Source organism: Marinomonas sp. SBI8L (assembly GCF_001624705.1).
Lineage (GTDB): Bacteria > Pseudomonadota > Gammaproteobacteria > Pseudomonadales > Marinomonadaceae > Marinomonas.
Map to the genome: position 1 here is coordinate 1 of NZ_JSEO01000022.1, position 19,741 is coordinate 19,741.

At 39.1% G+C, this 19,741-nt stretch carries 15 protein-coding genes and 1 pseudogene; 6 read left to right on the forward strand and 10 right to left on the reverse strand.

Annotation, left to right across the window (positions count from 1 at the left end; genetic code table 11):
• Positions 1-206, reverse strand: a pseudogene (locus OA91_RS22885) (IS3 family transposase); the annotation flags it as partial.
• Positions 207-452: 246 nt separating this feature from the next.
• Between OA91_RS22885 and OA91_RS22890 the strand changes: the two are divergent.
• Positions 453-1,289, forward strand: a complete 837-nt coding sequence (locus tag OA91_RS22890; protein ID WP_046018924.1) for a phytanoyl-CoA dioxygenase family protein — start codon at positions 453-455, stop codon at positions 1,287-1,289.
• Positions 1,290-1,395: 106 nt separating this feature from the next.
• Here the strand turns inward: OA91_RS22890 and OA91_RS22895 are convergent, their stop codons facing one another.
• Complete coding sequence (locus OA91_RS22895) at positions 1,396-2,340, reverse strand: LysR family transcriptional regulator (protein ID WP_063340027.1); 945 nt, start codon at positions 2,338-2,340, stop codon at positions 1,396-1,398.
• 182 nt (positions 2,341-2,522) lie between these two features.
• On the opposite strand from OA91_RS22895, the gene OA91_RS22900 reads away from it, so the two are divergent.
• Together OA91_RS22900 and OA91_RS22905 are read left to right on the forward strand one after the other, a co-directional pair.
• On the forward strand, positions 2,523-3,266 hold the full coding sequence (locus OA91_RS22900) for a DUF1499 domain-containing protein (protein WP_063340028.1): 744 nt from the start codon (positions 2,523-2,525) through the stop codon (positions 3,264-3,266).
• Positions 3,267-3,391: 125 nt separating this feature from the next.
• Positions 3,392-3,934, forward strand: a complete 543-nt coding sequence (locus OA91_RS22905) for an RNA methyltransferase (protein WP_063340029.1) — start codon at positions 3,392-3,394, stop codon at positions 3,932-3,934.
• A 79-nt stretch (positions 3,935-4,013) separates the two neighbouring features.
• On the opposite strand, the gene OA91_RS22910 is transcribed toward OA91_RS22905, so the two are convergent.
• From OA91_RS22910 to OA91_RS22920, 3 genes are all read right to left on the reverse strand, one after another.
• Entirely contained in the window at positions 4,014-4,490 is a 477-nt protein-coding gene (locus OA91_RS22910) for a hypothetical protein (RefSeq protein WP_046018927.1), read from the reverse strand.
• A 193-nt stretch (positions 4,491-4,683) separates the two neighbouring features.
• Positions 4,684-5,088: a GFA family protein gene (locus OA91_RS22915; RefSeq protein WP_063340030.1), complete on the reverse strand. Its 405-nt coding sequence runs from the start codon at positions 5,086-5,088 to the stop codon at positions 4,684-4,686.
• Positions 5,089-5,113: 25 nt separating this feature from the next.
• Positions 5,114-5,584: a pyridoxamine 5'-phosphate oxidase family protein gene (locus OA91_RS22920; protein ID WP_063340031.1), complete on the reverse strand. Its 471-nt coding sequence runs from the start codon at positions 5,582-5,584 to the stop codon at positions 5,114-5,116.
• Between the two features lie 206 nt (positions 5,585-5,790).
• Between OA91_RS22920 and OA91_RS22925 the strand changes: the two genes are divergently transcribed.
• Both OA91_RS22925 and OA91_RS22930 read left to right on the forward strand, forming a co-directional pair.
• The gene (locus OA91_RS22925) at positions 5,791-6,339 is read left to right on the forward strand and encodes a YgjV family protein (protein ID WP_046018930.1); all 549 of its coding nucleotides are present in this window, start codon (positions 5,791-5,793) and stop codon (positions 6,337-6,339) included.
• A gap of 76 nt (positions 6,340-6,415) precedes the next feature.
• A complete protein-coding gene (locus OA91_RS22930; protein WP_063340032.1) occupies positions 6,416-7,018 on the forward strand; it encodes an NADPH-dependent FMN reductase in 603 nt (200 codons plus the stop codon).
• Here the strand turns inward: OA91_RS22930 and OA91_RS22935 are convergent.
• Complete coding sequence (locus tag OA91_RS22935; protein WP_063340033.1) at positions 6,993-7,826, reverse strand: AraC family transcriptional regulator; 834 nt, start codon at positions 7,824-7,826, stop codon at positions 6,993-6,995. The genes OA91_RS22930 and OA91_RS22935 overlap by 26 nt on opposite strands.
• Before the next feature lie 123 nt (positions 7,827-7,949).
• Here OA91_RS22935 and OA91_RS22940 point away from each other — a divergent pair, with 123 nt between their 5' ends.
• Positions 7,950-8,336, forward strand: coding sequence for a hypothetical protein (locus tag OA91_RS22940; RefSeq protein WP_046018933.1), 387 nt, complete (start codon positions 7,950-7,952; stop codon positions 8,334-8,336).
• Between the two features lie 100 nt (positions 8,337-8,436).
• Here the strand turns inward: OA91_RS22940 and OA91_RS22945 are convergent, their stop codons facing one another.
• The 4 genes from OA91_RS22945 to OA91_RS22960 all read right to left on the reverse strand — a co-directional run bounded on the left by OA91_RS22945 (position 8,437) and on the right by OA91_RS22960 (position 19,462).
• Positions 8,437-9,390 (reverse strand): GGDEF domain-containing protein, encoded by a 954-nt coding sequence (locus tag OA91_RS22945; protein WP_046018934.1) that lies wholly within the window; start codon positions 9,388-9,390, stop codon positions 8,437-8,439.
• A 106-nt stretch (positions 9,391-9,496) separates the two neighbouring features.
• On the reverse strand, positions 9,497-16,225 hold the full coding sequence (locus tag OA91_RS22950) for a response regulator (RefSeq protein ID WP_063340035.1): 6,729 nt from the start codon (positions 16,223-16,225) through the stop codon (positions 9,497-9,499).
• Between the two features lie 118 nt (positions 16,226-16,343).
• The gene (locus tag OA91_RS22955; RefSeq protein WP_063340036.1) at positions 16,344-18,476 is read right to left on the reverse strand and encodes an NAD(P)-binding protein; all 2,133 of its coding nucleotides are present in this window, start codon (positions 18,474-18,476) and stop codon (positions 16,344-16,346) included.
• A 2-nt stretch (positions 18,477-18,478) separates the two neighbouring features.
• Positions 18,479-19,462 carry a hypothetical protein gene (locus OA91_RS22960; protein WP_046018937.1) on the reverse strand — a complete coding sequence of 328 codons (984 nt, stop codon included), beginning with the start codon at positions 19,460-19,462 and terminating at the stop codon, positions 18,479-18,481.
• Between the last annotated feature and the right edge of the window lie 279 nt (positions 19,463-19,741).

Genomic DNA, 19,741 nt, shown 5'->3' on the forward strand with positions numbered 1-19,741 from the left:
CCTTTTAGAAAAAAAGGGGGAGTCCCTAAAGACCAATCTAGCTTGCCATGCTTACGAAGCCAAACTAAAACAGTAGAGCAACCTTGAATGCCGTACTTATCTTGAGCTTGTTTATAAGTTAATTCGCATTTTTCTACCTGATCGACAATCGATAATTTAAAAGCGAGTGAATAGTCGCGCTGAGTACGCTTAGATGTTGATTGCATAACACTCTCCAAATGATGAATTAGAAAGTGACAACCTTATTCAGGACGGGACAGGTATTTAGTAAAAAAGAGCGCCTAGGCGCTCTTTTTTTATGGGTGGCTTAATCGTAGTTTCCTTAAGTGTTAAGTGATATTCCAAATTGGAAAATAGTTTATTCACTATTTTCTCTTTTAGAACATAGCTTTTGTTCGTAAAGTAAAGGCATAAATTATTGTGATCTTTAGGAAGCGTAAAAGGGCTTAGCTATGTTGAATGATGAACAAATTAATCAATATCACGAACAAGGTTTCCTTGTGCTTGATCAAGTATTTGAGCTAGATGAACTAGAAAAAGTGAAAGCTCAGGCGGCTAAAATTGTGAATGATTGGCATGACGAAGACAGATCCCATACTTTTAGTACTAAGGATAATGACAGAAGCGGTAACGACTTTTTCTTAGATTCTGCAGAAACCATGAGCTGTTTTTTTGAAGAAGAAGCTTTTGACGAAAAAGGTGAGTTTGTTCAAGACAGATCCCTGTGTATCAATAAGATCGGTCATGCCCTTCATGAGCTTGATCCCGTTTTTAATCGTTTTAGCCATCAAAAAGTCTTAGGTGATATCGCCAAGGATATTGGCTTAGCAGCACCACAAATTCGCCAGTCTATGTATATTTATAAGCAACCTAAAATAGGTGGCGAAGTAAACTGGCATCAAGATGCGACTTTCTTCTTTACCACGCCTCAAAGTGTTGTGACTTATTGGTTTGCAATGGAAGACGCCACTTTAGAAAATGGTTGTCTTTGGGTTGAGCCAAAAGGCCATAATGGGCCATTAAGAGAGCGTTTTAACCGTGAAGGGAGCAATACAAATATGCTGCCTTTAGATGATACGCCATGGCCAATTGATACCGGAGTTCCTGTCGAAGTGAAAGCAGGTAGTCTGGTCGTGTTTCAAGGTAAGCTACCTCACTATAGTGCGCCCAACCGTTCGAGTAAATCTCGTCAGGCGTATACTTTACATGTTACTGATGGCACAACTGAATACGCTAATGAAAACTGGCTCCACGCTAAAACCTTGCCGTTGAAGGGCTTTGCTAGTTAAGTAGGTCTGGTTAATTAGGTCTAGTTAAATGTTGGCCGATTTAGCTCATTCACTATCTAGGTAAATCAAATTCCCTAAAAGGCTGCTCATTTATTGAGTGGCCTTTTTATTTTTTTAGTTGGCGTGCTTTTCCTGTCTTAATTAATTTATCTTTAAACCATAGGTGAGCTGGATCTGATTCACTTCTTTGGTGCCAAATGAGTGAGTAAACAACGGGTAGTGTGGCACAAGGCATAGGTAAACAAGTGAGTTCAAGCTTGTTGCAAATATAGTCGGCCCAATTTGTTGATGTGGTAAAAACCAAATCAGAATTCGCACAAAGCGCGCTGGCACTATGAAAATCTGGCACTTGAACGGCAATGTTTCTTTGCAAGCCACGCTCCGCCAAGGTTTGATCAAATACTGGCGCACCAAGCTCATTATCCCTCACATGAATATGACGACAGGCCAAATAAGCATCTTGGTCCCAAATAATAGAAGCAGGGCTAAGTAGAGGGTGATCACTTCTTAATAAGCAGACTAGTTCGTCACGATATAATTCATGAGTCATAAGTTGATTGCCAATCTTGGCGGCTTGTCCTAAGTCTTGGGGTAGGATGACAAAGTCTACTAATCCTTGATTGAGGTGCTCTAAACTAAGTGTGTCCTTAAACCAAGTATCTAATTGGATATGTGGCGCTTCATTAGTTAGCTCAGTAATAATGGGAGCGAGTAAAAACTCAAAGGCACTCTCAGGCATAGACATTTTAAGTTTTCCCCTGTGCTGTTCAAGATTAAACTCATCTGGCGCAAAGAGGTTGTCTAGGGCGAATAAGGCTTGGGTTAATTTAGGTTCTATTTCTAAAGTAAGCTGAGTGGGTATTAAGCCGTGGGGTCCACGATGAAAAAGTGGGTCATTAAAAAGGTGTCTAAGCTGAGCAAGGTTTTTACTTACAGAAGACTGGCTTAAATTCATACTATTCGCTGCGGCTGATGCACTTCTTTCTTTCAGCAATGTTTGTAGGGTAACTAATAAATTAATATTAACCCGTGATAATTGCGACATGTCCATGTTTAGCTCGCTATGAAAAAATGGAAAAACTAATCTAATAGTATTCCATTTAGGAAAATAGAAAAACTCCCTCTTATGCTTCCAGACTATTGAATAACATATGATTTTAGTGGTGGATGCTATATATTCTGCTGCCAAGATATAAAAAAATTATAATGTTAGTCGCTTATTTAGGGGAGAGTATGTCGTTTCCAGAGGGTTCAAAGGTTTGGTCTAAGCTGGTTTTAATTGCCAGTATTATTTGTATCTTTTGCGCTCTATTAGCGATATTTGGTGTCAGGTTTGGCGCATTTAACTTTCGTGTTGCTAACGATATGTTAGAAAGTACTTTTCAATCTGCTGTAGCAGTATTAGCTGTAGCTATCATTATTTTTATTAGTGAGTCTGAAACTCGAATTAAAACAGGTTTAGCGACGTTTTTGTTGTTTGTACCTATTGTCGGTATTTGGCTAAACAAACTGCCTGATGCTGCCATGACAGAAAATGGCACCCAGATTCCTCCAATAAACGACATATCAACAGATATCCAAAATCCACCTAGCTATGAGGCTGTAATCGATATTAGACCCTTATCGAGTAACAGTTTAGATTTCTCTTCTGATCATGCCAAAATTCAAACAGAGTTTTATCCAGATATTAAGCCTCTTAATACAGAACTTACTCAGTTAGCTGCTTTCGACCAAGCTTTAACATTAGTGCGAGAAGCTGGCTGGGAAATTATTTCGGCAGATGAGGCTCTAGGTAAAATAGAAGCCGTTGCAACTAGCTTTTTCTTTGGGTTTAAGGACGATATTGTTATTCGTATACAAGCGAATAAAACAGGTAGCGTATTAGATATTCGCTCTCATTCACGTTTAGGCAAAGATGATAAAGGCAAGAATGCCGAACGTATTAGAAGCTTCATTCAAGAATTTGCTGAGAAATAAGACATTAGAAGTCAGAAATTGAATAGTGGAGTATGCATACTCGCTCCAAGTGTAAGGCTGATTTCTCGTTTAGTTTTCTATATGATGAGCTCGTTTTAATCCCTATTTCTGAGTTCTAGCTAATAATGAAAACTGAATTTGTCTGTATTGGTCTGACTAACCCCAAGAGTACCTCTAATGTTGGCTCTGTAATGCGTGCAGCAGGTTGCTATGAAGTGGACCAAGTACTTTATACAGGGCGTCGTTACGACAGAGCGGCTAAGTTAACGACAGATACGAAAAAAGTACGTATTGATATTCCTCTTCAAAATGTAGAAAGCCTTGGGCAAGAGTGCTTAACGGCTAGTATTGATAAGGATACTAAAATTGTGTGTGTAGACCTTGTTAAAGGTGCAACACCTCTACCTGCATTTGAACATCCTGATAAAGCGATTTATATTTTTGGCCCAGAAGATAACACCATTAGCCAAGAGGTCATTGATAAAGCAGATCACGTAGTATTTGTACCTACTGTCGGCTGTATGAACCTTGCTGCAAGCGTAAATGTACTTTTATATGACAGACTAGCTAAATCGAATAAAGCTAATGCAGGAGACGAGCTGATACTTAAAAGCCGAGATAGGAACAATAATGTGAAAGTGAAGAGACTTTCTCATAAACGAAAGTAAGATTTCAAGGCAATAAAAAAGCCCAATCACGGGGAAATGAATTGGGCTTCTTTATTCTTCTTAAATAATGATTATTTTATTAATCAGCCTTTTTTAAGATACCCAGTTTAGCCATCAAATCAGCTAATAGGCTTGAAGGATCTTTTAAGTCTTTTAGTACCAACATCACACCGCTTACCCAAACTAAACAAGCCATAATAAACAGCGTACCTGAATCACTTCCGATTACTTCACCAGCAGCATTAAATGCAGGTTGTACAACCCCAAGCGGTGTTGCTAAATGGAAGAAAATTGCGCCTGTCATGATACCTACAGCCATTAAAGCGCCAATAGCATGTAAACGTGTTACCAATAATATTGAGGCGATAAGTTCTGCTGTGCCAATAATATAACCACCATAAGTGCCAAACCACGCAAGCCCAGACCAGTCACCTAATGCACCAAAAATATATTGGGTTTCATAAGATCCACTAAATTTAAAAAACAATGATTGAATAAATACGAACATAATGAACAATGAAAAAAGGTTTTTCGAAGTAATGTATTGCTTCAACATAGGTTGATTTCCTGTTTAATCAATTTGCCTTTATTAGGCTTTAGCTTAGTGGTTACTGTGATTTGTGCAATTATTTAAAGTGTCATTTTTATATAAAAAACTGACAAAGTTATGACAATTGATTTATATAAAAGTTTAATTAATAAATTAAAAAAATAACTTTATACAAAATTATCTTGTTCAGCTCTTTTAATTAAGGCTGTTTATCGTATGTCGTCGCGCCTTCTGGAATATCGAACCAAGCTTGTTTTTCACTTATCCAAACGTGCACTGTCGGGTTTAACATACTGGTATCATCCAAACTTGAAGCGCCTTTGAACTTGATGATATCAGGTGTTTTAGGGTCAAAATGATAAATACGATTACCACAAGATGGACAAAACTTGGCGTTATTTTCATTGCCACTGTCAGCCATTCTTCCCCAGTCAGCTAGTTCACCTTGAATATCAAGACTTTCTCTATCCATCACAGCTGTAATGCTAAAAGCGCTCGTTGCGAGTTTTTGGCAGGCTATCACCATCTTTGGCGCTGCTAATAGAGAGAAGGTTACTTGTCCACATTGGCAACTTCCTGAAACTGGGTATTGAGTTATGCTCATCTTGTTCTCCTTAACCTGTTAAATTTTATTTGGGTTTAACGTCATAAGTATCTAGTGCCGATGCGACTTGATCTGCTTCTGTGGTATCAGGGAAAAGCTTGTATCTAGGGGCTAGAATTGGGTTTACCTTTAATACTTCTATTTCAATAATACGCTGAAACGGAAAGTCATCGCCAGTTAGGGCGTACAAGCTTTGGTGCTTTTCAGCAAAACTATCATCATCCTTATTAAGAATACGTGCTTGTCCTTGTAGCTTATACCCCTTTTGTTTGAATACGTGGACAAAGCTCAAGCACACAGCTGAATTTGCTCGAATGTTAGCGACACTGTTAGGGGAGGCGATATTGGCAATTAATATGTGAGTTTTCTGATGGCCTTTTCCATAAGCGACGAACATCTCTTTGGGGGACACGTTGGGATTACCATGAACATCAACAGTGGCAAGCCAACAAAGAACACTTTCTTCAATGGAGGTTAATACTTCTTCTGTTAGCATGTTTAAACCTTCTATATCATAAAACCTGAATATGGAATAAAACTGACTACAGAATGTTCGATTTAGGAATTTATAGCAAGAAGCTAACTTGTTTATTTTGTTTGGATTATTTAATCCATCAACCTATAAAACGATACTGTTTGATGAGACTGAGCAAGAGTTTTAGCTTAAACTCTTGCTTCTTTATGGATATATCTGAGGCGTAAATGGAAAGTGTTTTAACTCGTTTTACTGAAATCAATTTACTTGAACCGTTCTTTTTATCTCAGTGTTTGATTGGTATCGCTATTGTTTTTGATTTTTGCTCATTTCAATTTAAAGAAAGGCATAAGATAGTTGCTTGTTTATTTGCGGCAGGCTTGCTCATTACAACGCATTTTATTTTGTTAGAGCAATGGACCGCCTCTATTTTGATGAGTATTGCTACCTTGCGTTATCTCTCCAGTATTGTGACCACCTCTAAAAAAATGATGTGGTTTTTCTCTGCATGCTCAGTGACTGCAACGGCCTTTACCTTTGCGGGCCTGATTAGTGTGATTAGTTGTATCGGTACTTTATTTCAAACACGTGCAAGCTTTTGCGAATCGGATAAAGTGTTGCGTCAGTTAATGATAGTTGGCACCAGTTTTTGGCTAGTTCACAATTATATGGTGGGGTCACCGGCTGCCGTTGTGATGGAACTTTTGTTTATTTCAAGCAACCTGATTGGTTATTATCGCCATTATATTAGGCCAGCAAAAGCCTTGGGAACCTAGGATTAATTCCACCTGCTGAGGCGGGGGAACTTATTTGTAGCTTCCCTTGTTAAAACACTAGAAAGGACGTTAGTTGATGGATCAGTTAAGTTCACCTCTTCGCTTGCTCGCATTCTGTGGCAGTTTGCGTAAACAATCTTTTAATAGAATGGCGCTGGAAGCGCTTCAACTTAGAGCTAACACTCTATTTCAAAATGAAATAGAGATTCATATCTTTGATGAACTTGGTAATTTGCCTTTTTTTAACCCTGACTTAGAGCTGGCTTTTAAGGCCGGGGATCTTAGTTCGTTGCAAACTGAGGAAAAAAGCTTAGCGGCATTGAGCCATTTGATGCATGCGATGGCGCAGGCTGATGGACTCATTATTGCCAGCCCAGAGTATGCCCATGGTGTTACAGGGTTGATAAAAAATACATTGGACTGGCTGGTAAGTGGTGAATCCTTTGTCAATATGCCTTTAATGCTCATTAACACTTCTACAAGAGCACATCATGCTCAAGATGCTTTAACAGAAATTGTTACCACTATGTCAGGACGTGTGATTCAAGAAGCAAGTTTATGCTTGCCTTTATTAGGAAGCCAGATTCGCTCTACTGCAGACCTAATTACATCTGATCTAGTTGGTCAATTGGACAACAAGCTTGGTCTTTATATTAAAGCGCTGAATCAGTCTGATTAAAATGATTTTTTTGCTGCTTACGCCATGCAGCAGGGGTAACGCCATAGGCCTTTTTAAACTGCCTAATAAAGTGTGTAACATCATGCCAGCCTAACTCTTCAACAAGGTGATTTATGTCTTGGTCTGAATGGATGAGGCGAGAGCAGGCTTGAGTTAAACGGCTATTAAGAATCCATTGACCCACTGTATACCCTGTATGTAGTTTCACTAAATATGCTAGATGGGAAGGACTGCAATGAATAGCCTTAGCCACATCTTTTAATGAGATGGGTGTGAGATAGTGCTGCTGAATAAAATCTAATGCATTACTGACCTTAATATCGGTCTGGTTAGCCCTTGTTTCAAATGGCTTACTGGCTTTATTGACTTCATGCAAGATTAGAGTGATGAGGCTTTTTTGAATTACTTCAATATCGACTTCATTATTAACATGCAGCTGGTCTAGTTCTTCAAACATACGATTGATAAAGAGCGCTCTGTCCTTACTAACCTGAAACACAGGTAAGGCTCCAAGACGTATTTGACGAAAGGTTTGTAACAAGCTCGCATCAAAATCCAGTGTTAAACAGCTTGGACAAAACCCCATCCACCATATATCTAAATCTTCACCTGCCACCAGAGTATGAGACACACCAGGCGGTATGAGGGTAAGCATGTTTTCGCTTAACTCAACTTGGTTTTGGTACTTCATACTGAGTTTGCCTTTGTTCACCAGCATCAAGATGTGTTCAGTCTGAGAACTGTGCTCTTCATGAGACAAGGTTTTGATTTTATGGTGCTTAACTTGAAAGGCTTGAATTGGATGCATAGTCTTTCTCATGAATCAGATAATAAGCCGATTATCCCACAGTTTTATCAATTATATAGCCCAAATTTCAATGGGATAATTCGATTGTTAAGACATTAAGCCGATATTCTAAGAGGAGTGGTGATGGATTTTAGTATTGTGTTAGTGGGGCTGAGTCTCTACATTTTGATTTGGGAAAAGTTGCCTGATTGGGGGACTTGGTTTAATTATTTAATTGAAAGGTTGCCGGCACCACTTGCTTATTTATATCAAGCATGGCGTTGTCCTTACTGTTTTGGTTTCTGGGTTGCGTTAGTACTTCATTATTTAACAGGAAGTTATACCCTTGCAGCAATGCACAATATGCCAGAAGCATATGGGGTAATCGGTACCTATATTGGTGTTTTCTTAGATTCGCTTGCAGCAGCTTTGCTCATAATGTTAGGTAAGTTAAGCCTTAGTGCCCTTGCTGGACCAGCTATCACGGGTCATGAAAAAACGCTTTTGTTTAAACAAGCAAAAGCTAAATAACCCAATCTAACAACTTGGTAACTTCGAAGGTAAAGGGAATAAGAAAGCATACTTTATTCCCTTTACTCCCTTTACTCCCTTTACTCCCTTTATTAGCCGTTTAAAGTTCGGGTAAAGCTTGTGCTGAGGGTTCTTCTAAATTGCTATTAAAGGCTTGAATGGTAACTTGATTGCGACCTGAGTTTTTAGACTCATAAAGGCAATCATCTGCTTTAACTAAAATGCTCTCTAAAGAATCTTGATCTCTTGGTGTGATAACACATGCGCCAATACTCACGGTAACAACAGGAAAAATCTCACTAAAACTATGTTCAATTGCAAGGTTCTGAACCTCTAAGCGGCAAGCTTCTAAAATATCTTCTGCTAGAGAGATTTCAGTGTTGGGAAGAATAATGCAAAACTCTTCTCCGCCATAGCGACAAACAAAATCAGACTCTCTGGTTAGAGTGTGCTTGATGTGCCGAGCCACCTTTTTCAACACGATATCGCCAGCTCTGTGACCATAGTTATCATTATAACTTTTGAAAAAATCCACATCTATCATAGCTATACATAGAGGATGCTTGGCTTGTACCGCCTTTGCCCTTTCTTGGGTGAGATGTTCTTCCATAAAACGACGATTAGGTATCATGGTTAGGCTGTCATAGTGGGCTAGATCTTCCAATAGTTTACGTTGTTTTGCTAATTCAAGATGAGTGCTAACCCTGGCATTCACAATTTCATAATGATAAGGCTTATGTATATAGTCACAAGCGCCTAACTTAAGGCCATAAGCTTCATCTACATGGGAGTCGAGTGCGGTAATAAAAATGACATTAATATGCTGAGTTTCTTCAGATTGTTTTAATTGTTCGAGTACTGAAAAACCATTCATGATGGGCATCATGACATCGAGTAAAATTAATGTGGGCAGGTGCTGTTTAGCCAGTTCTATCGCTTGAATTCCATTCTTCGCTAAAATAATTTTTGCCATAGATTTAAGCTGTTCACGTAACATCTTACGGCTATTAACATCGTCATCTACAATAAGCACTGTTTGCTTTTCAATTGTCATAGACATCTTCCTTAGTGTCTTTTTTTATATGTTAATCCCATTTTTCAGATTAACTTTGCACCTTCTTTATATTTATTTTATTTTCTAGCTAATTTTTTTTTACTGCTCAACCATCATAAACACCTTCCTCTTTATTTTCCTCTTGTGTTAAATCTGAGTTTAAACTTTTAATTAGCTCTAAAGCTGTTTGGTATTCTATGTTATCAAGTAGTGCGGCTATTGCTTTACATGAATCGTAGTATTTTGTACCTAAACAAAGCTCCATTAGACTATGGCAGACATCTTCTGAGCTAGCGTCAGCATCAGCGATTAATGGGATAAGTTCGTTAATTTTGTCGATGACCTCTTGTTTATTAAAGCTTGAGTTGCTTACCTCACAGCTTACCTCAGGCACTTGTAATATCTGATCTAGTTGCTCAAAAATGTGTTTTAAGCTTTTAACCAAAGGGCTTAAGGCTGTATCAATAAAACGTCCTTCAGAAATTGCATTCTCCATGTTTTTAGCTAGCTCAGATAAGTCAAAGGCACCTATGTAGGCTGAGTTAGACTTAAGAGAATGTATATAGCGGTAAAAACCATCTGTATTATTTTCTTGTTTCAAGGTTTCAATACTGGCTTTGTAGCCTTGATATTGGTTATGGAAATTTCGCGTAATATCCAAATAGAGGTTTTCTTTTCCTTGTAAGCTTTCTAGCGCTCTTTCCACATCTAAATCTTTAATTTTACGTAATGCTGTAATGGTATCCATACCAGCTTCAACACCCGCGATAGGCACTTGAACTTGAGCCTGAGTTGAGCTTTGCTCGCCAGCTTTGGGTAGAATTGCGTTGAGAGTTTCAAAGAGGGTATGTGGATTAATCGGTTTAGTCAGATGATCATTCATCCCTGCTGCTAAGCTTTTTTCTTTTTCAGAAGGCATGGCATGGGCTGTCATTGCAATAATAGGTAGCTGATTTTGAGTTTTAAATTGTCTAATTTTCTTTGTCGCACTTAGGCCATCCATAATGGGCATTTGTACATCCATCAGAATAAGCTGGTAATCATTGACTGAAACTAGGTTAATTGCCTCCTGCCCATTTAACGCAACATCTACGGCGATACCTGTTTCTGCTAAAACTTCTAAGGCCACATGTCGGTTAATTTCATTATCTTCCACTAATAAAATCTGACAATGGCTAAAGTTATATTTTTTATGCTCTGGGCTAACGTTAACTTCATGGGATAAATGTGTTTGAGCACACATACCCAGTACTTCGCTTATGGTTTCCATCAAAGTGGATTGACTGACAGGCTTTTCTAAAAAATGATCGACCGTAATAGGAGAACTTAGTTTTTTCACCTCGTCTTTATCATAAGCTGACAACATGAGAATCTGAGGTGGGGTATTAAGCTCAAGCTCTTGTTTAATGATTCTTGATGCTTCAATGCCATCCATATTTGGCATTTTCCAGTCCATGATAACCATATCGAAAAGATCGTTTGCTTCGGCTGACTCTTGTACTTGCTTAACTGCTTCGTAGCCATCATCAGCTAAGATACAGCTGATATTGAGATGATCTAGCATGCGTGAGATGACCTGTTGAGAAATCGGGTTATCATCCACAACCAAAATGTTTAGATCATGATAAATACTCTTATTTTGAGGTTTAACAATTTGATCCGTGCATTCTAGATTTAAGTTTAATGAGAAGGTCGAACCAATATTGGGTTGGCTTTTAACTGAAATGCTGCCTTGCATCAGTTCGACTAATTGCTTGGAAATGGCGAGACCTAAGCCAGTACCGCCAAACTCTCTAGTGATGGAATCATTCGCTTGCGTGAAGGATTCAAACAAGAGATTGGCTTGTTGTTCGCTTATACCTATCCCAGTATCTTCCACATCAATTTTTAAATGAGCCAAGTTAGAATCGAGTGTTTCATTCGTGAGTTTTACCCGAATTATGACATGGCCTGACTTGGTGAATTTCACTGCATTACTAGTAAGATTAAGTAAAATTTGCTCTAACCTAAGGGCATCGCCAACAAGTTGATAAGGCACTTCAGAGTCAATATCGACGATAAGCTCTAAATCCTTATTATGGGCTTTTAACTCACAAATTGTTGTGACTCTTCTGATGACTTGCTCAAGGTTGAAGGGCTCAGACTCAAGTGTCATTTTACCGACTTCGATTTTAGAGAAATCGAGAATGTCATTAATAATGGTTAATAAGGAATTAGCGGACTCTAGTGTTTTTTTAGCATAGTTCTTCTGTTTCCCATCTAGCTTAGTTTTGAGCAAGAGCTGGCTTAAACCAATGACCCCATTCATTGGGGTTCTGATTTCATGGCTCATATTGGCCAAGAAATTTGATTTAGACTGATTGGCTTTAACAGCACTTAGTCGTGCTTCATTGAGCTCTTTTGTTCTTTCATTTATGCGTTTTTCTAAGGTGCTATATAAGTACGCATTGGAGAGGGATACAGCAGCTTGAGCTGCTATGGCTTTAAGTAAGGTAATTTGTTTATCACTAAAGGCGTGTTCAATATTTTTGTTTTCTAAATATACGATAGCGACAAGCTTGGCTTGGTTAGTAATTGGAATACATAGGCTTGAACTAGGGTTATGGCTAGCAAAATAAGTATCATTGCCATACTCATCATCTTCGGCCGCTTGATTCACCAATACAATCTCAAGTGAATTTTCCACTTGCTTGATAATGCTTAAAGGAATATCCGTGTGATTTGAGTAATTGGTCAGGAGTCGGTCAGACATAACCTGAATGTTGTTAACGGTTCCCCTAGCTTCTAACCAAAGTTCTTTCTCCTCAACACGAATAAAGCAGCCATTATCAGCCCCTGCATTTTGCAGCAGAATTCGCATCAAGTTTTCTACTAGGCTATTAAGTTGGATTTCACTGGAAATGATTTGGTTTACCTTGAGTAAACTTTGTAGATCCACATGGTCCATCAGGCTGATATGGCCAGTCTCATTTGGAATGTCAAACTTGATATTTGGCCAAGTACTTCGTATTAATTTCGCTTTAGCGACGGCTCCCCATTTTAGGTAGGCCTTATGGGCTGTTTGAATAAGACTTTTTGCAACTTGCTGTTTGCCTTTATCTTTCCAATAAAGAGCAAAGCATTCATTGGTAAGAGCGCACATATGAATAAACCCATGCTGATTCGCTTCTTCAATCGCATCGGCATAGGATTCTTGCGCTGTAGCATCATCACCTGAAATACGGGCAATCTCAGCGTCTAAAAGGCGTTTTTTATGGTTGAAGTTAATCGCACAGTTATCTGCCCAAAGTGTATAACTTTCTAAAATTGTTTTTGCTTTAGCTAAATTTTGGCAAGTCTCTAAGTTAGATTTATCAGCGTATTTAATTAAGATAAGTGCTGTATAAAAACTTGCTTCTGCTATTTTATTTTGCCCAGAAACATAGGTGACGACGGTTTCTAGTTGTGCAGCGTTATGCAGTTGGTTTTCTTCTGTATCCTGCATAAGATAGCTATGACGAATTTTTGCATTATAAAAATAGGCTAGATGTAGGGGGGCTTCTTGGTAGTTTTTTAAGAAGTCCGATTCGTTAAAACTTTCATCATTAAAACTGACTGCTTTATGTGTGAGACCGAGCAACCCTTTCACAGATTGCAAAGCACCAACCGTGATGCAATCTATCATATCTGTTTGCTTGTGCTTTTTAAGTAGTGCGATATCTTGGAGTAGAGAGGCATGGGTTTGGGCTAAATCATCCCCTCGGGCTAATGTGTCACTGCCTCGTACTGCACAGATATAGCCAACCGTCGCTAAATCCCCATATTGCAAAGCCCAGTCAAAACTATTGTCAAAATAATTTACTGAGTGATGCAGGTTTTTATTCCAATGTTGAGTGAAAGTCGCATAGAGGAAATAAACACTGGCTCGCATTAATTTATTTGGACGCTTATCCGACAGGGCAACTGCTAACTGCCCAAATTCATTCCCTATATCATAACGTCCGTGAACCGCTGTGATAGCAAGGGCATAGTTAACATAAGCAAAAGCAGAAATGTCCGTATGGCCTTTAGTTAAGGAAATCTCTGTCATTATGATAGAGCTAAGTACATTGAGGGGAATGGCCCCCGCTAGATAACTGGCGTACCACATACCCCATAAGAGTTGGAGAATGGCTTCTTGCTCTACATCTGTGATTTCTGATTGATTAATCAGTTCTGCAATATTTTTACCTTGAGTAAGGGCTTTTATACGCTCAAACCCAGCCATAAATTCAGCGGCAATGAGTTCATCATCGTCTGGGATATTAACACCCAATAAGGACAGACCTTGTTTTTGTAATTCTATTGCTTCATGAAAACGGCCTTGTACTTGATATTGGGCCATTTGGACTGTGAACACGCGAATTTTTTCTAATGGGGTGTTAGCAAGCGTTAGCGCTTTTGCATAAAGCGCTTCAGCGGGTTCAAAATCTCCCACCATATAACTTACTTCTGCAAGAGAAAGTAATAAATTCAAGTGTTGTTGATCATTGGCTAAATGAGTAAGTGTGAGGGCTTCTTTTAACAGAGATTGGGCTAAAGAATAGGCCGATGAGCGTTTTGCTTTTTCTGCTGCTTGGTAATTGAGCTGTAAAATAAGACGCTTGTCAGACTCTAAAGCAAACTCTATTCCGGCATTTAATTGCTCAACAATATCAAATAACTTTTGCTCAAGCTGAGTATCAGAAGATGATTGGTATAATTTTAGGCCCACATCAAGCTTGAATAGAGGGATGGATTCCTCGTCGATAAATTGATAGGCCGCTTGTTGTACCCTGTCATGTAAGAAGCAAAACTCAGCTTTAATCAAAAGTCGCTCATCAGTACCAAAACGATAACTCTCATTAAGAGGCAGGATAAGGCCATTTTCTATCATGGGCCAAAGATTTTCATAGGCTTGGATTACCGTTTGCCCAGATACCATATGCAGGTCTTTTAAGGAAAACTGATTACCTAGGTTAGCTGCATGCTGGATCGTATAAAGAGACTCTCGGCTAAATTGATTCAACTTGTTAACCATCAAATCAACAATGTTATTGTTAACCTTCAAGTTCTTGATGTTTTTGATATTCCACTGCCATTTACCTAAGTCAAAATCATAATAAATATGGTATTGCTCGTAGAGCTCTAACAGAAATTGGTTAACAAAGAAGGGGTTACCTTGTGTTGTATCTATGCACAATTGTGTCAGGCTTTCGACCTCTTCAGGCTGTAACCAAAGGGTGTCTGCAATTAAGGCCTGTACATTGCTGGCTGTTAAGGGTTTCAGTTCTAATCTGCATATTTGATTACCATTGTTTTCAATGCGTCTTTGGGTGCTGTGTAGCGCGTGAGACTCATCTACTTCATTGTCACGATATGCACCAATGATCATCAAAGAGCCTTGTTGCTTTAATAATTCTTCGATCAGTCTAAGTGAAGAGAAATCAGCCCATTGGAGATCATCTAAAAATATCACTAAGCTATGTTGGGTATTGGAAAAGGCATGGACAAATTTATTAAAGGTAATCTGAAAGCGTATTTCTGACTCACTCACACCTAAAGGTGCAGCAGCTTCAATATCGCGTTCAAATAATATGGCAAGTTCTGGGATAATTTCGTAAATAACACCCGCATTTTCGCCTAACTCTTGAGATAAATGTTGCTGCCAGAAAGCTTTGCTTTTTGCGTCTAACCCCGACAGCTGTCTGACTAGACGACGAAAGGCTTGAACAAAAACCGTATAAGGTTTTTTGTGGTTAAATTGATCGCACTTACCACTGCTGAACAAGCCTTTACGAGAGATAATGGGTTGTTGCAGCTCATTGACTAGAGATGATTTACCAATGCCAGAAAACCCCGTAATTAAGGAGAGTGAACTGGAACCTTGAATGACTGCTTCGAACTGATTGATAAGCTGTTTCGTTTCATGATCACGGCCATAGAGCTTATGGCTGATATGTAATCGTTCAGGGGTATCTTGCTCACAAATGGCAAAGTCTCGCGTCTCTAAATTATTTTTATAAGACTGGTAGCAACGTTGTAAATCTTTGACTAAGCCAAAGCTACTTTGATAACGAAGTTTAGGAGACTTCTCTAACAAGCAATTAATAATATTATTCAACATGCTTGGAATGGGGGAGACTAAGCTAGCCAGATCTTGAGGTTTTTGGGTAAGGTGACAGTGAATGATTTCTAACAAGTCTAATTTTTCACAATTAAAAATCTGTCTACCACTAAAGAGCTCATAAAGGCTGGCGCCTAAAGAATAAAGATCACTTCGGTTATCGATAGGTAAATTAGATCGGCCAGTCTGCTCCGGCGAAACATAAGCAATATGGCCAAGCTTGGGGGTACTTGCGCCCATTACTTCACCACTTTTTAACGGTGTTGCTAAGGACAGGTCTGCAATATATAGGGTATTTCTATCTTGGCTTAGCCAGAAACTCTCTGGGCTAAGGTTACGAATTAGTATGTGGTTTTTATGAAGTTCATGTACTGCCTGCGCCATCATGACAGCAATACGAAGCTTCTCACTTAGGTCTAGTTCAAAATGTTTAATGAGATTGGATAATAGGTCGCCATTTCTTACCCCATAACAAATGACAGGGTTATGGTCAGGCTCTGCATAGACCAGCTTTTTAAGGGGCATTAACCAGCTAGAGTTGAGTTTTGCATTTAAATTATATTCGAATTCAATTTCACCGGAATGAGATTCATCCTCTGCCTCTAGCTTCGCATACTTGATTAGGACCTGTTCTTGATCCTTATCTTTGGCAAGCGAAAACACTTTAGACTGTTTATTTATGACGGTTGATTGAATTATATAATCAAGCAAATCCTTTTCCTCTATTCAATTAATCTTCTCTCTCTAAGGTATCTACCTTAAACATATTTCAATATAGCTGAAAAATAAGCGCCTTCTAATATTGATTAGGAGACGCTTACCGAGTTTATTAACCTTTTACATAGAATATACGTTCAGGGTAACCACTGATTGCCTGAGATGCTTTTAGCCCTGCAACCGCTGTGGATTCAACACAGCCAATATTTAGGAAGCCATTATCAACCCAATCACCGGTTAAATATAAGTTACTGAAAGCACTGCCATCTGGCGTGATTCTGTGCTTATTCGTTCCGGCAACGGATAACACATAACGCTCACTTGGGTTAATCGCTGCATGCCAAAACTGACCATCAAAACGTGCTTCTCCTTGTCTATCGTGAAGGTCAACCAGTTGTTCCCAATCTAAGCCTGCACCATTTGAGATGTTTGGCCAAATATAGCCAGTATTCTCGTTCAGCCATTTAATCGCATTATTCTTAACTCTTAATGACTCTCTTTCAGGGAAGCCATGGTCTGAGAATGGTGGTATTGGGTCCGCATCTATAAAGTTATTACAGAAATAGGCAATTGAGAAGGGGAGGTGATTTTGCGGCCAAGTCTCTTTATCTATGGTTTGGCTCATATCTGCCCATGTGTTGAAAGGGTCTTGATAGCCATCCATAACAACACTGGCCATCTTCCAACCTGTTTGCTCTAGGTTTGGTTTCAGCCAAAGTTGCATTGCTTGGGTTTGAGAAGATTGAACCGTGCTAACCATCTTATTCCATTGATCACTGGCTGTCATAAGCTCTGGGGTGATATAAGGTAGGGCACCAACAGAGATACCAAGAACAACTTTGTCAAAATCTTGGCCTAATGTGAGGGTTTTCGTTCCCACGCCTTGCCAAGTGCTCCAAGGTGACTCCAAATTAACGTGCATTTCCTTAAGTTCGTCACCTTGAACCAATTGATCATAATTTGGATTAGTTGGCCAGCAGTCGAGATCTTTCACTGTAATAAATGGGTAGTAGCCTGCGCCCGGATCTTTTAACGTAGCCTGAACTTGAATGTCAATATTGTCGATTTGTGTTTTATCAGAAGATAAGCCTAAATTGGTTACACGACTAAAAAATTCAAATTTCACGCCGCGCTTTTGCAATGCTTGGCATAAAGGAACAATAACTGTTTCTCCCATACCTGCCTGCATCTTCCAGAAAATAGCCCCTTTATATTGGCCACATGCAAGAAAGTAGGCATGTAACAAGGTGCCTGCTGAAACGTTACCGCCACATAAGGAGTTTTCCGTATTACCTTGTGGATAGGCAAGGTAAAGGTCATAAAAAGAACGTGTGATCGCTGAGCAAGTCACTCTTTCAGGTGCGCCGTTATTGCTCATCCACTCTCTGAAATCAAGGTGATCAATGGCATCCCAGTTAAGCAATAAAAGAGGATTGGTGATGATGCCTTTTATGACGTAAAGGCCAAATTCTACGGCAAGTAAGGTTTGCCTAATACTGGTGACTGTACCGAACGTTGGGCCAAACAGTTGTTCAAGTAAGGCAATCCCTCCAGCTAAAATACTCTCTAAAGTTTCCGTTATAGACTCAATTTTGTCTAAATCACCTTTTAGGGCTTCTTCTATGTGCTTATCAATACTTTCTAGGGAGCTAACAACATCAAGAATACCGTGGTGGAAAGGATTTAAATCACTGATAAAATCTTTCACCGAATCTAATGGGCTTTCTTCTGTTTTTGCATGGGGTTGTTGTAGTTCTTCATTGCTTTTTAGTTGAGAGATCAGCTCCTTAATTAACCAAGAAATCATACCTAGAGGTGTATCGACACTGTCTTCTTTAAAGTTAGCATCAACACCTGGTATTTGGTCATTGGTCGGGAAGAAGATAGGCCAATCAACCCATTTTTCATCAATGTATTCTTGTACTGCTATAAAGCTATGGGGTTTAAAGGCGGTATCAAAACTAGCTAGAGGTGCTGTCGCAGGTCTTTCTAATTCCTCGTAGGCTGTACGCATCATTCTTATGGCGTTGTCATAAAAACCAAAGAAGATGTGTAATCCATGTTCTTCTATACGATTGGCAACATCAGGGTTGCGACTACTGGCGCATTTTCCGCCTAAACGCCAACCTTCTTGATAAACCGTAATGTCATAATCATCTTGCCAATTTGGTTTGCTGGTAATGCCGTATACTGTTGTCAAAGAACCTATGCCACCACCTAACACTGCAATCTTTTGCTTACCCATTGTTATGCTCCTAGCTGAAGAGTGAAATCAATATCTACCCAAAAACCTTTTGTTTCCATTACATAGCTGCCATCTGATTGTTGTGTTGCCATCAGGCCAAATTGCTCAACAATCGGGTGACTTTCAACTGGAAAAATCTGTAGTTGAAATTTAGTTATCGAAGGAGGAAGTAACTGCCAGTAGAGTCCGCCACCGTTTATTGAATCTAAGGTGAAAGGAGCGTGAGCTATCTTTTGAAAGCAGGCAATTGAACCATCTTGAATTGACGGAAATTGCTTTAAAAAGACACAAGGCAGATTGACCTTTAAGAAGTCTTCAAAGGATATTGTGTGCTGAGAATCAGAGACTTTAAAAGGCTGATCGAAGAGGTGCTTACCCAGCTCGCTTGAAAACAGGCTATGGTCGATTAGTGATTCTGTATCATGCTTGTGATGTGAACCACTTAAAGTAAATAAGGGATTAAATTGTCCTTTTGTTTGAGCCGATAGGGTTTTGAAGGAATAGGGTAAAGCAGTAAAACTTGGCTGTTTTACATCAAATTCGCCCGTGTCGTTTAAAAATTGGAACTGGGCCTGCTGTTTTTCAAAGCCGTACATTTCTCGACCTGAAGCAATCGCTGTTCCATTGTCTAGTAGCAACAAGGGTAAAAATAACCCAGGTTCTAATGTCTTGGTATCAAATGCTGGAATCCAAAATGAACATTCTGGATAAGCAATAGTGCCGTAAGGGGTGCCTGATTGGTCACTGGCAACAAAGCTCATATCAGCCATTATCATCAACAATACACTCTTATTGTTAATGGATAAGGTTTTATAGTTATGTTCGCCGTTAGATACCTGATTGATATTGGTATCCAGTTGGTTTTGCAAAGCTTCATCTTCACATTCTAAGAAAAAAATGGATAGCTTGGCGCCATTAAACTGGAAGGGGGATTGAGCGATAGGTAAACCTAAAGAAGTCGGAATAAAACTTGGTGCGTTTTCCATCTATTCAGTGCTCCTGCATTAAAAATTGATTAACTCATTGATAGGAAGCCTTGAATCAATTCACCACTTCCTTGGGTATAATTTGCTTTTTAACTAAATTAGTTATCGCAGATATTGAGTGAAAATTGAACCAATATTTCAAAAATATAAATTTCGTGCAGTAAAAAAGCAGCCGTGAGAGAGTTTTATATTGTTTGTATTCTGGGGAGGACGTGCGAAGCTTCCTAGGCTTAGTATCTAGAAAAGCGGTGAAATCACATTGAAAATGCTATTTCTACC

Bases quoted from the DNA above. Each gene is read 5' to 3' on its own strand.
- OA91_RS22890 (WP_046018924.1), top strand. From the start codon at position 453: ATGTTGAATGATGAACAAATTAATCAATATCACGAACAAGGTTTCCTT.
- OA91_RS22895 (WP_063340027.1), bottom strand. From the start codon at position 2,340: ATGGACATGTCGCAATTATCACGGGTTAATATTAATTTATTAGTTACC.
- OA91_RS22900 (WP_063340028.1), top strand. From the start codon at position 2,523: ATGTCGTTTCCAGAGGGTTCAAAGGTTTGGTCTAAGCTGGTTTTAATT.
- OA91_RS22905 (WP_063340029.1), top strand. From the start codon at position 3,392: ATGAAAACTGAATTTGTCTGTATTGGTCTGACTAACCCCAAGAGTACC.
- OA91_RS22910 (WP_046018927.1), bottom strand. From the start codon at position 4,490: ATGTTGAAGCAATACATTACTTCGAAAAACCTTTTTTCATTGTTCATT.
- OA91_RS22915 (WP_063340030.1), bottom strand. From the start codon at position 5,088: ATGAGCATAACTCAATACCCAGTTTCAGGAAGTTGCCAATGTGGACAA.
- OA91_RS22920 (WP_063340031.1), bottom strand. From the start codon at position 5,584: ATGCTAACAGAAGAAGTATTAACCTCCATTGAAGAAAGTGTTCTTTGT.
- OA91_RS22925 (WP_046018930.1), top strand. From the start codon at position 5,791: ATGGAAAGTGTTTTAACTCGTTTTACTGAAATCAATTTACTTGAACCG.
- OA91_RS22930 (WP_063340032.1), top strand. From the start codon at position 6,416: ATGGATCAGTTAAGTTCACCTCTTCGCTTGCTCGCATTCTGTGGCAGT.
- OA91_RS22935 (WP_063340033.1), bottom strand. From the start codon at position 7,826: ATGCATCCAATTCAAGCCTTTCAAGTTAAGCACCATAAAATCAAAACC.
- OA91_RS22940 (WP_046018933.1), top strand. From the start codon at position 7,950: ATGGATTTTAGTATTGTGTTAGTGGGGCTGAGTCTCTACATTTTGATT.
- OA91_RS22945 (WP_046018934.1), bottom strand. From the start codon at position 9,390: ATGACAATTGAAAAGCAAACAGTGCTTATTGTAGATGACGATGTTAAT.
- OA91_RS22955 (WP_063340036.1), bottom strand. From the start codon at position 18,476: ATGGGTAAGCAAAAGATTGCAGTGTTAGGTGGTGGCATAGGTTCTTTG.
- OA91_RS22960 (WP_046018937.1), bottom strand. From the start codon at position 19,462: ATGGAAAACGCACCAAGTTTTATTCCGACTTCTTTAGGTTTACCTATC.